We start from the raw sequence: 16,902 nt of genomic DNA, 5'->3' as shown, positions 1-16,902 counted from the left end.
CAGGCAATGAAAAATTTTACCTGTATTTCGGTTCCCGTACTCAACGCGCTATTATTCCCCCAGTTGGGCGCCATATTTCAGAAAAATATGGTGCCTTTTTTTACGTATGGAGATCCAAATTGTGAAGCGACTAATTCTGGCCTGCGTAACTATCCTGCTTCTCCTGGCGCAGGCCGCCCGCAGCGAAATTTACACCAACCCCATAATCCACGCCGACTACTCCGACCCGGACGCAGTCCGGGTAGGGGACGATTTCTACATGATCTCATCCAGCTTCAACCATGCACCCGCCCTGCCGATACTGCACTCCAAAGACCTGGTGCACTGGCGCCTGCTCGGCCATGTGCTGGAGCGGCAGATACCGGATGCGCGTTTTTCCGTTCCCCAGCACGGCAACGGCGTCTGGGCGCCCAGCCTGCGCTATCACGATGGCAAATTCTGGGTTTTCTACGGCGATCCGGACCAGGGTATTTTCGTGATCACCGCCGAGGACATGCGCGGCCCCTGGAGTGAGCCGCACCTGCTGAAAGAAGGCAAAGGACTGATTGACCCCACCCCCCTGTGGGATGACGACGGCAAGGCCTACCTGCTGCACGCCTGGGCCAAGAGCCGCGCCGGCATCAATAACGTGCTCACCCTGCACCGTATGAGTCCCGATGCGCGCGAGGTTCTCGACAAGGGCAAAGTGGTGATCGACGGCAATAAGATCCCCGGCTATCGCACCCTGGAAGGCCCCAAGTTTTACAAACGCGACGGCTACTACTATGTGTTTGCGCCCGCCGGTGGCGTAACACAGGGCTGGCAGTCCGCATTCCGCGCAAAAAATATTAACGGCCCTTACGAGGAGAGGGTGGTGCTGGCCCAGGGTAATACCCCCATCAACGGCCCGCACCAGGGCGCCTGGGTAAGCACCGCCAGCGGTGAGGACTGGTTCCTGCACTTCCAGGATAAGGACGCCTACGGCCGTATAGTGCACCTGCAGCCCATGCAATGGAGAGATGGCTGGCCGGTGATCGGCGCAGACCCCGACGGCGATGGCCGGGGCGAGCCGGTACTGAGCCATGCGCCCCCCAAAGTATCCGGGGGCTCGCCGGACTTTTCCCTGGCTACCAGCGACGAATTCGATACGAAAGAACTGCAGCCCCAGTGGCAGTGGAACGCCAACTGGCGCGCCGACTGGTATTCCCTCAGCGACAACCCCGGCCACCTGCGCCTCTTTGCCCAGCCCGGCACCGGTGAGGCAGAAAACCTCTGGCACGTGCCGTCGCTGCTATTGCAGAAGTTCCCGGCGGAAGAGTTCCGCGTGGAGACCAAACTGAGGCTTGAGGGGGACAAAGCCCAGGCCGGCCTGCTGGTCTACGGCACCGACTACGCCTGGCTCGGCTTGCGCGACGAGAACGGCAAAAACCAGCTGATTTACAACGTGTGTATCGGCGCGCGCAGCGGCTGCAAGACCCATGAGGTCCTGCTCGCAGAGCTGGAGAAGCCCCAGGCGGAAATCGGCATCAGCGTCTTTCCCGAAGGCCGCACCGTATTTTCCTACCGGCAGCCGGATGGAAACTGGACACCGCTGAACGAAGGTTTCATCGCCCAACCCGGGCGCTGGGTGGGCGCCCGCTTCGGCTTCTTTGCCCAGGGCGACAACGGCCACGCCGACTTCGACTATCTGCACGTAAACTAATCCGTAGTTGCGCCCCCCCGGGAACGCGGAGCTCCAGCTCCGCAAGCGGGCCGCAGGCCCGCCCCTCGCTCGCCCCTCACTCCTAAAGACAATTCCCACTACCCGGGGCGTGCCACCATGCTAACGCCCTACCGTTTCTAGCCACTGCTGTTGCTGTTTGCATACTCCCAAGCCTGTGCGGACTCACTAAGCCTGCAAAGACTCAAAGGCTTCAGCCTGGATCCCCCTGGATCAACAGCCTGAATGCCGAGAAGCCCCGCTCCCTGCGCAATGTGCTGGAAAGAGAAGAGGGGTTAGGGTCTTCTTAAAAATTGAGCGATACGCTCACTTTTTAGACGGCCCATTACACGTCAATTACAGGTTTGTATAAAGTTCCTACACTCATTCGACATGGGCGCTATTTTTTTATTATTTTTCTTTGAATATCTGGAACTTTGGTCTCATTTATGGTTTTATTCCGCGATAATGTTCCAGTTTTTTAGCGTACACAGTGCGCAGTAATGAGAAGCCTCTGAATTAATCCCGGCCAGAAGGGGAAAGCAAGGTTCGCTAGCAAGGGCTGTGCAACTGAACTCCGCGAATGGCGGGTTCCAGGCAAGGAAAATGAGAGGGGCAGGTGGAAAATCAGAAATATTGGTGTGCAAAATGCTTGTTTTTTGCTGACTGTGCCTCTCCTTGGGGAAGTGGCGAGTTGATCAGAGGTTCTAACGTGGAATATAAGGATAAATGTTCTTTTTGCATGCAAAAAATATTCTGAGACTTTGGACTTTGATTGTGTGTAATTTTTTACTCCCTGATATGAATCTATCAGAGGAGTATGGCGATAAGCAGCGAATAGAAAAATATAACGAGATGGAATCTTTAATTTTTAATCTTTAAATAGCACTCATAAAAGCTTGGTAAAGAAGCTAAATAAAGTGAAAGGGTTTTCTTCTATGACAAAAAATAATTGTTTTATTCTTTTTTTCCTGGCGCTGCTGGCTGATTTCCCGTTGCTCGCATTAGCTACACCAACAAATATTGTTGTAACTCCGACTGTATCTACGGATGGCTCGTTTACAGTAACCTGGGACAATTTGCTGCAGCCAGGTGAGCGTTGTATTGACTACCAAATTACTGTTGTTGGCAATAACAGCTTTCGTGAAAATCAAGAATGGGGTTGTTCTACTGAGCCTTATACGACTTTTACTGCTAATGGATATCCCCCTGGCGAATACGAAATTGAGCTCTTCAATACTTATGATAGCAGCGAGACGGGAATCGAGTATTTTACGGCGAGCCCGGTCACAGCTATTGTTACTGGTACTGATGGCGCAAAGAAGATAACAAGGCTCTCGGTGACTCCTGATGCAATTTTCATAGAATTGGCTGACTTTTCCGATTCCAGTGGTCTTAACTGTGATTCAAAAACAACATTTGTAACTTATAGTTCCGAAGATAGCTATCAGGCCAAAGCAAGCCTTCTAATATCAGCATATTTGTCGGGAGCCCCGATTGAGATCGACTATAAAAAGTGCATAGGGAATTATACCTCTATATATGCAGTTACGATGAGGGAATAGCGCAAACCTGGCAATCCCTCTTGAAATGCCGTGGTACGCTGTGACGCAGGTAAGAATTTTTCATTTTGCATGCGCAGGCTTCAATTAAAGAAAGAACGCATAATAAATTCAGCTGCGGGCGGTACAGCGGCGGCTAATTAACATGGAATTGTCATGAAAGTTAGGCTTCTCCTTATTTCTCTCCTTGTGTTGGTTTCGAGCCCGGTCATAGGTCAGGGCTTCGATGATAACTACGAAGTGCGCCAAGGTGATATCAATGGAGACGGGTTAATAGATCTATATGTCCGTCAGAAGCCGCAAATAGTGATACTGCAGGGAGCAATTACCCCGTCGGTTATACTTCCTGCTCCGGTCCAGGATTTTATCTTACAGCAGACGTCAGGTCAGTTTTTGTTGCTTAAGGACTTGTCACCCTCCCAAAAGGCAGCGGCGCGGCAATGGCAGCAGGCCGGGATTCAGATAACTATCGATGATTTGAATTTCGATGGATTCGCGGATCTCCTTTTGCAAGGGGTGAGCGATGTGGTGATTGGGGCTGCTGACCAGGTAGTGTATTCGCCTAATGTTGATGGTGGGAGGCCGAGACTGGACATAGTGGATGTGCCTATCCAGCCCCACCAGCAAACCGCGCCAGCCAATACGTCAGAGGAAGTACGGGCCTCGGACCGTGTGGGCGTAGTGGGAGGAGAATTCCGGGTCAGCGAATCTGGCTCCGCCAGTTACAGCATCCCGATCATCACAGGTCCGGCTTCCGGCGGCGCCATCCCCTCCATTTCCCTCAATTACAGCAGCCAAAGCGGCAACGGCCCGCTGGGCATGGGCTGGAATATTGGCGGCTTGTCCGCGATCAGCGCCTGCCGCCGTACAAGGGAGGAGGATGGTGTCAACGGCAGCGCCTTCGACCGTTACTGTCTCGATGGCCAGCGCCTGGTGCTGGTCAGTGGCAGTGAGGGTGCAATCGGTGCCGAGTACCGCACCAGCATGGATTCCTTCACCCGTGTCAAACTGGTCTCCACCAGCGTAGGCTCCAATAAAGGCTTTACTGTCTACCGCAAAGACGGCTCTATCTCCTATTACGGTTTCAATGAGGATTCCTATGAAACCAACGTCTGGTACCTGGACGAACAGGTGGACAGTGTTGGCAACCGCATCGAATACGACTACCTCAAGGACACCGCCGTCGGCGAACATTTGATTGACAAGGTGCGCTACTCCGGCAACGAGATCGAGTTCGATTACGATACCAACCGCAGCGACAAGCGCTACGGCTACGCCTTCGGTGACAAGAAAGCCACTACCCGCCGTCTCATTTTGGTGACCTCCAGAGCTGGCGGCGAGGAACTGCGCCGCTATGTGCCGGATTATGAAACCTCCGGTACCGGCATGCTGCGCATGCGCGGCATCGAGGCGTGTGTGGGCACCAACTGCCGTCCGGCTACTGAGTTCGCCTATGCGGAACGTCCGGGACGGGGCCATTATGAGAAGAGCTTCGACTCGGAGTCGGGGCTCTCCAGCCACCTGAGGGACGTCAAGGTGGGTGATGTCAATGGCGACGGCCGCCAGGACCTGGTGTATGTGCGCGAAAGGAGCAGTGACAACCATTACCATTTCAAGGTGGCTTTCGGTACCGCCGACGGCGGTTTCACCCTGCCGTCAACCTATATCAGAGCTAGAACCGAGGTGCGCAAGGAATGGCACTTGGTGGACTACAACGACGACGGCAAGGCCGACCTGCTGCACGCGCCCGCTGAAGGTAGCGGCTATTGGCGGGTAAACCTGTCCAATGGCAACTTCTTCGCCGAGCACGATACCGCCGGCGATGTGGCGACGTCCATCCCCTATGTCTCCGGCCAGCGCGGCAGCATGTACGACTTCAATTCGGACGGCCTGCCGGACTACCTCAAGCAACATTCCAACGACGTGATCGCCAGCGGCAGTGATACGCTCAAGGCCAAGGTGCGCCTGCTCAGGCGCAAGGCGGGTGGTGGCCTGGAGTTCGAATCCAGCGATATGCAGCTCACCCTGAACCTTCCTGCCTGGGCCAGCCCGGCCCCCGAGTACACAGGGAAGAGTGTCTCGGTCAAGCTGCGGGACAACGATCTGGTGGCGGACCTCAACGGTGACGGCATGGCCGACATGACGGCCATCGCCAAGATTACCTGGATCTGCGACGAACCGTTTCCGGAATATGACTGCCCCAATGAGCAGGAAACCATAACGAAGAAATATTTTGTGGTGCTATTGTCTGACAGTGCCACCAGCTACAACACAGTGTTCCACACCAGTATCGCTATTGACGACCGCGAGTTCGAACAGTTCCTGCAAGACCTGAACGGAGACGGCCTGCCGGATCTGTTGTACCGCGATCGCTCGAGCATCGGCACCGCTTGGAAAATCCGCCACTACACCGGCACCGGCTTCGTCAGTGCGGGCCACATCTCCCTGCCCAGCGATGCCGATAGCTCGAAACTCCAGTTCATCGACTACGACGGTGACGGTCTGGTGGATATTCTCTTCAGTCACGGTGATGTGTTGCACGTCCGGCGCAACACTGGAAGCGGCTTCGCCACCGCGTTCTACGCCCACCTCGTCTGGAACACCGACGACAGTCACGTCCAACTGGCCGCGGACGTGGACGGCGACGGCCGCCCGGACCTGGTGGACAGCTACAGCGGTAGCGGCGCCAACAAACACGTGCGCGTCTACCGCCCCTGGCATGACAACAAACCGGTCGACGTGCTCACCGCGGTCACCAACGGCTTCGGTGTCAAAACCCAGATCGAATACGCGCGCCTGAACGATGCCGACAGCAATATCTACACCCGCAAAACCGGCTCCTCTGCGCTCAGCTACGGCAAGGGCTCTCCGGTGTTCGACCTCTACTCACCCATGTACGTGGTGAAAAAGGTCATCTCCGACGCCCCCGCCGCCAACGACGACGGCAACACCGTCGAGGCCCAGTACCATTACACCGGCGCGCGCATGCAATCCGGCGGCCGCGGTTTCCTCGGCTTCGAGAAGATCACCACCTACGACCCGCAAAACCAGGTCAAGACCACCACCAGCTACCGCCAGGACTATCCCTATATCGGTATGCCGGTGGAAACCGCCAAGGTGATCGAACCCAATGCGGCCAATATTCATATTCCGGCCGCCTGTTCTGGCACGGGGCTCACACTGATCAGTTGCTCCACCAATACCCCGGCGTTTGTGGAGCCGATCACCGGCAAGACCAAGCTGTCCTATATCAGCAAAGCCGTCGACAAGTCCTACGATATCGACGGCACCTATCTGGGCCGGGTGGAAACCCGGACTATCTACGATCCTGACTACCCCGACGATATCAAGTACGGCAATGTCTCCAAGGTCATCGTGGAAAACTTCGACGCGGCCGGTACCAAGGTGCAGAACAAAACCACCACCAACACCTATAGCAATGTGGTGGACAACACTCGCTGGCACCTGGCGCGGCTGACAAGGAGCACCGTCACCACCCAGCGTTATGGCAGCTTGGCATCCGCCGCCATCTCCCGCGTGGCCGACTTCGATTACGACCCGGTCACCGGCTTGCTCACCGACGAATGGGTGGAAAAAGACACCGGCTTCGAGCTGCACACTCACTATGAGCACGACAGCTTCGGCAACCGCACCGAGACCACGGTGACGGACAGCCAGGGCAACAGCCGCACCTCCAAGACCATCTACGACAGCCTCGGCCGATACCCGACCAGCGAAGTGAACGCGCTCGAGCAGACTACCGGGCAGGTCATTGAGCGCGATGCCTTTGGCCAGCCCCTTGTTAGCCTGGACCAGGACGGTGTTACCACTACCCGTGCCACCTCCGAGTTTGGCGAAGGCTATTTCGAACACCATGAGACCGGTCGCCACAGCACCACCCTCAAGGCCCTGTGCAGTGACACCGGCGGCTGCCCCACCGTGGCTGGTGTGCCCGCATACTTCACAGTCACCACCAAGGGGATAGACCAGACTCAAACCATCGTCTACCACGACCGTCTGGGGCGCGAGATCCGCAAGCAGACCCAGGACTTCCACGGCGATCCGGTGTACGTGGATACCCAGTACGACGAGCAGTCGCGGGTGTTCAAGGTCAGTGAGCCCTACACACCGGCCCAGAGCCCGCGCTGGATCGCCTACAGCTACGACAAGCTCGGCCGTACCACCCTGGTCAATGCGCCCGCGGGCCAGTGCGACGTCAGCACCGCGTACAGCGGACTCACCGAGACCGTAACCAGCTGTGGTCAGAGCAAGACCACCGTCAAGAACGCCCTCGGCGAAGTCCGCGAGATCACGGACAATATTGGCGGCAAGTTGCAATACAGCTACTACGCCGACGGCCAGCTCAAGAACGTCAAGGTGCTCGACAGCACTGGAATGCAGACTTCGCTCACTACCATCGAGTACGACGAACTCGGCCGCAAGGAGAAGTTGATCGATCCCGATAAGGGCTCCTGGACCTACGGCTATACCGGTTTCGGCGAACTGAAATGGCAGCGGGACGCCAAGGGCCAGGGCACCGTCATGGGTTATGACAAGCTCGGCAGAATGGTCTCCCGCGCCGACTACACTGACTTCGACAGCCAGACTCAGAGCGGCACCCTCAAAAACTTCAGCCGCTGGTACTTCGACCAGGATCCGATCTGCAACGCGCAGAATCGCTTCGACGGCAAACTGCTCGCCGTCGCCCAGGCGTCGGCAGTGATCAACGCCGGCTGCAGCCCGAACCTGGAGGACATCGACTACCTCAAACTGTTCAAGCACGACCGCTACGGCCGCCTGGGCAAAACCGTTACTGCCATCGGCACGCTCGTGGAGAGCGAAGGCGACTTCTACGAAAAGGTCACCTACGACAAATACAGCCGTGCGCATAAAACCTACGACGCCGCCAACCAGCAAGTGGCCCAGGGCGGCAACTACCTGTACGGCGTAGAGACCGCCTACAACGCCTACGGCTACAAACAGGCCGTCAAGAACCTGGAAACCGGCAGCGCCTACTACACAGTCCAGGACATGACCATCCGCGGCCAGGTCAAGGAGATCGAGCTCGGCAACGGTCTCACCACCACCTACGTGTACGACAGCCAGAGTCACAGGCTCACCGACATCCTCACCGACATCATCCCCGGCGTCGGCCAGGTACAGAACCTGCACTACGACTGGACTACCATCGGCAACCTCATGTCGAAAACCGACTCGAGCGGCGACGGCAGCTACCAGAAGAACCTGCAGGAGAGCTACGAGTACGACGGTCTCAACCGCCTCAGGTACGCCCGGCTGTACCAGGCCGGCAGCCTCACCAGCACCCAAGAGGTCAGCTATTACGATAATGGCAACATCAAAACCAAAACCGGCGTCGGCACCTACACCTACGACAGCAGCCGCCCGCACGCGGTCACCGACACCACCACCGGCAATGTCAGCTACGAGTACGACCTGAACGGCAACCTGGTCAGTGATTCCAACGGCCGGAACCTTACCTACGCCGTGTTCGACAAGCCCACCGAGATCAGCAAAGGCAGTCACACCACCCGCTTCCAGTACGACCCGGACAGAAACCGATACAAGCGCGTGGACGACAACGGCAGCGGCACCGTCACCACCCTGCAGATCGGCAGCGTAGAGAAAGTCACCGAGCGCAGTAGCGGTGGCGCCTTCATCAAAGCCTACTACCGCAGAAGCATCGCCGGCGTCGTGGTCGAAAAGATGGACCTGGACCAGAGTGACAGCGTCACTGCCAGGAACACCCAATACCTGCTCAAGGACCTGCAGGGCAGTCTGGACGTCATCACCACCGCCACAGGCCAGGTGGCACAAGAAAACGGCGTGAAACAGGTGTTCAGCTTCGACGCTTGGGGCAAGCGCAGGCAGCCCTTCACCTGGGCCCAGCTCACCACCCCCGAGAACATCGTCAGCTCCCTCAAGGTGGGTACCTTCAACCATCTCAGGACCAACCGCGGCTACACCGGTCACGAGATGCTGGACGAGACTGGGCTGATCCATATGAATGGGCGGGTGTATGATCTGACTCTGGCGAGGTTCGTCAGCGCAGACCCTGTCATCGACGGGGTGACCTCAACGCAGGGTTTCAACCGTTATGCGTATGTGCATAACAACCCACTAGCTTACTCAGACCCGAGTGGCTACAGTCGGTGGAATTTCTATCGGGACAGGTTTGTAAACGACCGGAAAATTCACCAGGAGATGGCGAAAAACCCGATACTGAATGCGGCGGCGCAAATAGCGCTCTGTTATTTCTCCGGACCGGGCTGTCCGTATGCTCTGGCAGCCTACAATGCCAACCAGACTTACCAGCTCACGGGGAATATTGGGCGCTCGATTGGCAGTGGATTGCTGGCATTTGCTTCGGCAAGTGCATTCCAGCAAATAGGGAAGGCCTGGCAAAATGCGGCCGCTGGTGGTGCGCCCGGAACGTCCCTCGAAGCTGCGTCAGGTATGTGGCAGATGGGCGAAAACCTGTGGCTGTCTACCGGAAATGCGGCCACTATGGTCTTCCAGCATGCGATGGTCGGGGGAATATCTGCCAAGCTTGGAGGTGGGAAGTTTGCCCACGGTTTTGTAAGTGCAGCTATTGGCAAGGCGGTCACGCCCGCCGCACTGGGTGCAGGTGATGCCGGAATTATTGTGGAAATGGTAGCAGGCGGTAGTGCTTCTGTGGCGACTGGCGGCAAGTTTGCAAATGGGGCGGCTACGGCGGCTTTTGCTTATTTGTTGAATGCCACAGGGAGGCATAATGCACAAAAGAGACCGAATAAATTTATCGCTGCGTTTGATGGGGCTGGCGGTAATTTTGAAGGTGGGGGCAATCCGCATTTTGTTCGTTACGTAGATAGTTTAGGCGAGGGAGTAAGCCGGTACGATAGTGGTGTAGGTAAATTTCCAGTATCTGGTGCAGTTGATGATGCATTGCAATATCTAGCTGATAATCCTGATGGTGTAATTCTAGCCGCTGGCTATAGTGCTGGTGGTGCTGATGCAATTAAATTTGTTAAAGCCCTTTCTGCTGAAGGTTTTTCGGTGCGAACACTAGTTACTTTTGATCCTCGCTCTGGCAATCGACTCTTTGGAGCTAGTAGCTATACGATTCCAGACAATGTGAGAGCATTTAATTTTTATCAAAGGGGTGGATTTAGTCTTGGCCCAAATACTTTTAAAGGGGCTGCTTTGAATGGTGCAATGGCCACAAATGTGAATCTAACTGGTGTTGCGAATCACGTTGATATTGTGGAACAAGTTAGACGAAATTACGGCCAATGGTAATTTGTAGGAAAGCTTGTATGAAAAACATTTTTTATTTTTTGTTAGGTTTAATGCTACTTGATAGCCAGCTTTCATTAGCTGCTGGTAAGATATTCTCAGACTGTAGGTTCGAAGAGTCATCTTTAGAGATATTTGGCTTGGCTGCATATGGTTATGCAGATTTAAAAGAGCAGGCCGTCAAGGAAGGAAAAGAGTTTTCTGGGTGGTATCTCTTTCGTTGGAAAAATAAAGGTGGCGCAGACTCTTTAGTTACTCAAAGATTGGCAGTGGACTCTACAGGTAGTGCGTTTAACCCCGCGTATGAGCTTTTAAAGAACAAGACCAAAGAAACCCATGCTTACGCTTTGGTGTGGGAGGACCGTTCTCAAGGGACAAAATACGGTAAATCAGCTACAACTCTGCGAATTAACGCAGGGTTTTATAAAGGTTCAGGTTACGATGTATTTCTTGATGCAAAAAACATCAATGTGGAAGGTGTTGAAGTTGGATGTGGAGTAAATTTACTGTCACTGAATTAAGAAAATTTTAGACCGCTTTTACTGATATGCAGTGACGGGGTCAGGTCGCAAACAGAAAAACAGAAAAACAGGACAGCCATAAATTGGAAAATTGATCAAAAATTTCCGCTGATCCAATCGCAGGGTATCGAGAGTTGGGTGTCTGGATGACTTGAGCCGACAGGTCGTGTACATCAGTGCCAAAAGACGTTTTTTAAATACGGCAGGCTCTCGCAGCAAGCCTGCGAAGGTGTTCTTTAGAGAAGATACAAAAGGTCAGGAAGTTGCAGGAGGCGAGAAATAACGATCACAGTCGTGGATACCCTGCGCCCAGCGCTTGCCGAGTCGCTCACAGACGCCGCGCACGGAAAAGCCGAAAAACAGGACAGCCATAAATTGGAAAATTGATCAAAAATTTCCGCTGATCCAATCGCAGGGTATCGAGAGTTGGGTGTCTGGATGACTTGAGCCGACAGGTCGTGTACAGCAGTGCTAAAAGACGTTTTTTAAATACGGCAGGCTCTCGCAGCAAGCCTGCGAAGGTGTTCTTTAGAGAAGATACAAAAGGTCAGGAAGTTGCAGGAGGTGAGAAATAACGCTCACAGTCGTGGATACCCTGCGCCCAGCGCTTGCCGAGTCGCTCACAGACACCGCGCACGGAATGAGCGGCGCCCACCAGGGACTTGAAACGGCTTTCGAAGTGTTGGTCAAAAACAGGACAGCCATAAATTGGAAAATTGATCAAAAATTTCCGCTGATCCAGTCGCAGGGTATCGAGACTTGGGCGTCTGGATGACTTGAGCCGGCAGGTTGTGTACAGCAGTGCCAAAAGACGTTTTTTAAATACGGCAGGCTCTCGCAGCAAGCCTGCGAAGGTGTTCTTTAAAGAAGATACAAAAGGTCAGGAAGTTGCAGGTGGTGAGAAATAACGCTCACAGTCGTGGATGCCCTGCGCCCAGCGCTTGCCGAGTTGCTCACAGGCACCGCGCACGGAATGAGCGGCGCCCACCAGGGACTTGAAACGGCTCTCGAAGTGTTTGTTCAGATAGAGCCAGTGCCGGGGATCTATCTGCAGCCGTTCCAGGATCGGTGGTAGCTGTTCGGCGATGGCCCCGCGCTTGTCCTCGCGTAGACAGCGTCCACTCCAGTCCACCAACTCCAGGTAGTCCTGTAACCGAAAGGGTAGCCCAGCCGGCATGGTCTCTCTGGGATTGCCGGCGAAGGGAAACAGGGGTTCCGGCTGCCGCCCAGTTTTCGCTGCTGTGATACGCCGTTTGACAGAAGTGTGCTCCGATGTCTCGGGCGTTTTAGCCATCTTTGCGCGAATGGGGTTGAGATCCACATAGGCCAGGCAGGTCGCCAGCGCCCGCTCGTCCAGCAGGGCCTGGGATTTGAAGCGGCCCTCCCAGAAGCGGCCGGTACAGCCGTCCTCCCGGTTGGCCTCGCGGGCGATGGACTCGTTCAGCATGCGCATAAACCAGCTGATATCCATCAGCCGTACCCGCCACACCTCTGCCACCTCAGCAAGCCGGGACAGCTCCGCGGCATCGAGGCGTTCGCCGCGGACGAAGCGCCGGGAGAGCGGGGAGCCCTGGCACAGCTGGTGCCAGCGTTCTACCACTTCACCCAGCTCCCAGCCGGCCGCTTGCGCCGCATCCACGTGCAGCACCACATGGTAGTGGTTGCTCATCACCGCATAGGCGCAGATATCTAGCGCGAACACCTCCGCCAGCTCCAGCAGCCGGTCCTCTATCCATTGGCGCCGGTGCTCGAAGCATTGCCCGGTACGCTCGTCCCGCCCGCACAAGAAGGCGCGGCGCACGCAACGGGAGACGCAATGGTAATAGGGTGTGGCTTCAAGCGAGATGAGCGTTTTGCGCGGGAGCCCCATGGTTGTTATCCGTACAGGTGGATGGATAACCAGCATTTTGCGTCAATTCACATGAGTTGCAATAGAAGCGGCGCTGAATGCTTTTTGTTTGGTCGGTGTCGTGGGTGTCCAAGAAATAATCAGGTGTTCAAGAAATATCAGAGGTGGGTGTCCAAGAAATATCAGTATTAGACACCGACCCCATTGATCCCGCGACCCCATTGATCCACGACCCCATTGATCCACCCTTGCGGCAGGTATTCCAGGTGCTCCAGCACAAAGGCGGCGATCAGTTCCCCGGTATAGGTGTTCGCGTTCGCCGAAATACGTAAGGGGCTTTCAATAACGCATTCAGGGAAAGTGCCAATGCTTTAACTTCCAGTGCCTGCCAATCGTCCAGTATCGCTAGTTCTATCCCTGAAAAAAGCCGGGATGCCTTGATACGCGTAGCGGTTTGACGTTGTTCGACAAGCCGCACAATGGCCTGTTCGCTAATTGGCCTATCTTTTGACTGACACTGATCAAACCAATCCGACATCACCTCGGCAATGGGCATCGACTCGGCGATGATGAAGTCGCACAGCTCCGTGGATAACAGCCTGGCGTTTTCGATTACTCTGCGCATAGCTATTAACAGCTCGTCTATTTCGGCCATCTCTCCCTCCTTGTTTCACTTACCATAGCAATGGAGCTATCCGCACCTCTGCGGTTTTTCCCAGTATTACTAAGGGCCTTCAATAGCAATATTGATGGTCATTTCTATTGTTTTAACTCAAAATTAGAGATCTAATTTCTAATTATAGAGAATATTTGAATTTTAATCTCATTGTCAAGTTTGGCATATGAATTTTAAATGCGAATATGACAATGAGCTTAAAAGACAGTATTGGTCTGCGGGTGAAAACGGCGCGGAAAGCGAAGAGGCTTTCCCAGGTTGAACTTGCCGAACAAATAGGGCGGACGATGGAGACCATCTCCAGTACCGAACGTGGAATAACGGCGCCGACCATTGAAACGTTAGAGCGGTTAAGCAAAGCGCTGGATGTGCCGATGGTCGAATTTTTCGAGGGCTACGACCGTGGCGGAGCAAACAGAAAGCGCCTGGAATTAGAGCTGGAGATTAAGGACTTGCTCGCCAAGCTTTCGATTCGAGATCTTAAAATTGCAAAGCAACAGTTGTTGGCTTTGGGTAGCCGAAACGGTTGATACAGTCTTTGAAGCGTACACAATAGGAAGCCTCGTAGATTCGCGCTGTTGATGGGCACACTTCGCTTTGCCCCTCCTACGAAAATACTGTTTCCAGATTTAGGTCAGCACCATTCGGGTCCGGGATGGGAAAGGTGGAACAGGGCCGTGCTCACTGGCGAGAAGTAGGAGGCGAGAAGTAGGACACCCACAAATCGTCCCCACAAATGGGTGTCCAAGAAATGTCCCTCAAGAAATGTCCCTGGTGGGTGTCCAAGAAATGTCCCCCTGGGGCGCCAGACGCAGGCCGGATAATTGGCAGAAGCTGTCGCAGCAGGAGCAGATCGACCAATTTAGCGTTTTCGGGAACCCTGCAACCACCAGAGGCTTCACAGGTCATGAGCATCTGGACGAATCCAGCCTGATTCATATGAATGGGCGTATGTACGATCCCGACCTAGCAAGGTTTGTTCAGGCTGATCCGATTGTTCATAATCGCTTTAATATGCAGCACCTGAATCGTTATTCCTATGTGTGGAATAACCCGTTGAATACCACAGACCCGAGTGGGTATGATGGGTCGAATTGTTCGGGGGAGCCGGAAGAGCGCTACTGTCAGGATGACGAGGACGAGCCTATCGAGGAGGTTGAAGTTACCGCTGATCCTGATGATTACGATGATCCCAACGATTATTACGATAGATTTGTAGATTCTATGGTTGATAACTCGGTATTATTTGAGTCCATTGATGACAATATTTGGAGTAATGTTGATGGATTGTCTAATAATAGTTTAAGTAATGCGGTTAATACAGGCGGTTCTGATGCTGCTGCGACGGCTACTGGGCAAGTGAACTTCAATATACCAGGAAAGCCGTTTCAATTACTTGAATGCAACAAAGATGTTTGTGCTTCGCGATCGTTTAAATATAATAGCAGGGAACAAATTGCGAGGATGATGTCTGAGGCCAATATGTATAAATCCATCAGGGGCGCTGCAATAGGTATGTTGGGAGCTGGATTCGGTGGCGTTAGCGGTGCGGCTCTATCTGCAACAATGGGATTAAATGCACACTTTGTAGATTCTCAGGTCAGGTATGTGCCGCAAGTTGGAGATACAGTTATTCATGAAATTAGGGCCGACCTTGTCCCCGTTTTGGAATCTGATTCCGGTATAGGGAATGTCATAATAATTGAAACGATTATTGACTCGGACAATATCATAATTGATCGGGGTGAATATTCTGCAGGAGCTGGACTATGAGCCGCAGGTTTGGTTTTTTTTTAAAAAAAATATTAGTTAGCTGGGTTTTTAGAAGTGGCATTTGTGGCTTGATCATATATTCTATCTATTTTTATAAACAAGATTTGGGACCCTATGATAGGGTTCCGTATGTTTTTTTATTTTTGTGGATCATGGTTGCGATTGTATTAAGCATCTGGAAGGCAAGTAAACAGCAGGATAACAAAAACAACCAACAACAGTGACGAGGCAAGTGACGGGGTCAGGCCTTACATTTGACATGCAAGTGACGGGGTCAGGCCTTACATTTGACATGCAAGATGCAAGATGGTGACGGGGTCAGGCCTTACATTTGACATGCAAGATGCAAGATGCAAGATGCAAGATGCAAGATGCAATGAGATGACGGGGTCAGGCCTTACATGAGATGACGGGGTCACAGGATGCAGGATGACGGGGTCAGGCCTTGCAGGATGACGGGGTCAGGCCTTACATTTGACATCCAGGATTCGTGATCTAGGCTTACGGAGGAGAGAGGAGTCCAAGGAGTGACAATGTATGGCGAGGCCATTGCGGATAGAGTTTGCCGGCGCTTTGTACCATGTGACGGCGCGTGGGAATGCGCGGCAGGATATTTACCTGGAGGACGCGGATAAAGTCGGCTTCCTGGAATTGGTAGGCAAGGCCTGTGAGCGATACGATTGGTTGTGTCACGCCTACTGTTTGATGTCCAACCACTACCATCTGTTGTTGGAAACCGGAACGCCGAGTTTGTCCAAGGGTATGAAGTACCTCAACGGCACTTATACTCAGCAGTTCAATCGCCGGCACAAGCGGGTAGGGCATGTATTTCAGGGGCGTTTCAAGGCGATTCTGGTGGAGGCTGAGAGCTATCTACTGGAACTTGCACGGTACATCGTTCTGAATCCTGTGCGTGCGCGCATGGTGCGTGCAGCCAAGGACTGGCCCTGGAGCAGCTACCGGGCGACGGCGGGCCTGGCGCAGCCACATCCGGTGCTGACTACGGATTGTGTATTGGGGAATTTCGGGGCTCGTCGTGGCAGGGCGCAGAAAGGGTATCGGCAGTTCGTTCAGGAAGGCCGTGGACAGCCAGGCCCCTGGGAATCGCTCAAGAATCAGATCTACCTGGGTTCGGATGAATTCGTAGAAGATATGCAATGCAGGATGAATCCAGAGCAGTCTTTACAGGATATTCCAAAGCCTCAGAAGCGGAGTCCACCAAGGCCGTTGGCGCATTATCGGGAAAGATATCCGGAGCGAAATGAAGCTATGGCGAAGGCCTATCTCAGCGGGCATTACACTTTGGCGCAGGTGGGGGCTGAGTTTGGTGTGAGCTATGCAACGGTTAGCAGAGCGGTGAAGTCATTCGAGGACGGTTCAGCGGAAAGTTATGTAGAATGTAAGACCTGACCCGAATGGCGCTGACTTAAGCGCAAGTGTTTGAATTTGCGGAACATTTTTACGCAGCCGTCGCCATTCTCTGCTTTTTGGGGTGTCCATGTCTCCTAACGAGTTCCCGTGCCTTATCGCGTGATTTCGTCAATAGC

9 protein-coding genes are annotated in these 16,902 nt (G+C 53.9%); 7 read left to right on the top strand and 2 right to left on the bottom strand.

Going from position 1 to position 16,902, the window contains the following annotated elements; translation table 11 throughout:
* The first annotated feature begins 121 nt into the window (after positions 1-121).
* The 4 genes from ACRC0P_RS04330 to ACRC0P_RS04315 all read left to right on the top strand — a co-directional run bounded on the left by ACRC0P_RS04330 (position 122) and on the right by ACRC0P_RS04315 (position 11,057).
* A complete protein-coding gene (locus ACRC0P_RS04330) occupies positions 122-1,681 on the top strand; it encodes a glycoside hydrolase family 43 protein (RefSeq protein WP_438628559.1) in 1,560 nt (519 codons plus the stop codon).
* A 935-nt stretch (positions 1,682-2,616) separates the two neighbouring features.
* Entirely contained in the window at positions 2,617-3,243 is a 627-nt protein-coding gene (locus tag ACRC0P_RS04325) for a hypothetical protein (protein ID WP_438628558.1), read from the top strand.
* A 600-nt stretch (positions 3,244-3,843) separates the two neighbouring features.
* A complete protein-coding gene (locus ACRC0P_RS04320; protein WP_438628557.1) occupies positions 3,844-10,539 on the top strand; it encodes an FG-GAP-like repeat-containing protein in 6,696 nt (2,231 codons plus the stop codon).
* Between the two features lie 17 nt (positions 10,540-10,556).
* Positions 10,557-11,057: a hypothetical protein gene (locus ACRC0P_RS04315; RefSeq protein WP_438628556.1), complete on the top strand. Its 501-nt coding sequence runs from the start codon at positions 10,557-10,559 to the stop codon at positions 11,055-11,057.
* An 880-nt stretch (positions 11,058-11,937) separates the two neighbouring features.
* Here ACRC0P_RS04315 and ACRC0P_RS04310 read toward each other — a convergent pair.
* Complete coding sequence (locus tag ACRC0P_RS04310) at positions 11,938-12,927, bottom strand: transposase (protein ID WP_438628555.1); 990 nt, start codon at positions 12,925-12,927, stop codon at positions 11,938-11,940.
* Positions 12,928-13,195: 268 nt separating this feature from the next.
* Positions 13,196-13,561: a hypothetical protein gene (locus ACRC0P_RS04305; RefSeq protein WP_438628554.1), complete on the bottom strand. Its 366-nt coding sequence runs from the start codon at positions 13,559-13,561 to the stop codon at positions 13,196-13,198.
* A gap of 212 nt (positions 13,562-13,773) precedes the next feature.
* On the opposite strand from ACRC0P_RS04305, the gene ACRC0P_RS04300 reads away from it, so the two are divergent.
* From ACRC0P_RS04300 to ACRC0P_RS04290, 3 genes are all read left to right on the top strand, one after another.
* Positions 13,774-14,112: a helix-turn-helix domain-containing protein gene (locus ACRC0P_RS04300; protein ID WP_438628553.1), complete on the top strand. Its 339-nt coding sequence runs from the start codon at positions 13,774-13,776 to the stop codon at positions 14,110-14,112.
* Positions 14,113-14,356: 244 nt separating this feature from the next.
* Positions 14,357-15,355, top strand: coding sequence for an RHS repeat-associated core domain-containing protein (locus tag ACRC0P_RS04295; protein ID WP_438628552.1), 999 nt, complete (start codon positions 14,357-14,359; stop codon positions 15,353-15,355).
* 537 nt (positions 15,356-15,892) lie between these two features.
* Positions 15,893-16,765: a transposase gene (locus ACRC0P_RS04290; RefSeq protein WP_438628551.1), complete on the top strand. Its 873-nt coding sequence runs from the start codon at positions 15,893-15,895 to the stop codon at positions 16,763-16,765.
* Positions 16,766-16,902: the final 137 nt, after the last annotated feature.

Origin of the sequence: Microbulbifer sp. (assembly GCF_051659245.1) — a bacterium.
Lineage (GTDB): Bacteria > Pseudomonadota > Gammaproteobacteria > Pseudomonadales > Cellvibrionaceae > Microbulbifer.
The sequence above is the reverse complement of the archived record's forward strand: the minus strand, read 5'-3'. Positions and strand labels throughout refer to the sequence as shown.

What these genes read in the sequence shown, in the direction of transcription:
- ACRC0P_RS04325 (WP_438628558.1), top strand. Translation starts at nt 2,617, where the DNA reads ATGACAAAAAATAATTGTTTTATTCTTTTTTTCCTGGCGCTGCTGGCT.
- ACRC0P_RS04315 (WP_438628556.1), top strand. Translation starts at nt 10,557, where the DNA reads ATGAAAAACATTTTTTATTTTTTGTTAGGTTTAATGCTACTTGATAGC.
- ACRC0P_RS04310 (WP_438628555.1), bottom strand. Translation starts at nt 12,927, where the DNA reads ATGGGGCTCCCGCGCAAAACGCTCATCTCGCTTGAAGCCACACCCTAT.
- ACRC0P_RS04305 (WP_438628554.1), bottom strand. Translation starts at nt 13,561, where the DNA reads ATGGCCGAAATAGACGAGCTGTTAATAGCTATGCGCAGAGTAATCGAA.
- ACRC0P_RS04300 (WP_438628553.1), top strand. Translation starts at nt 13,774, where the DNA reads ATGAGCTTAAAAGACAGTATTGGTCTGCGGGTGAAAACGGCGCGGAAA.
- ACRC0P_RS04290 (WP_438628551.1), top strand. Translation starts at nt 15,893, where the DNA reads ATGGCGAGGCCATTGCGGATAGAGTTTGCCGGCGCTTTGTACCATGTG.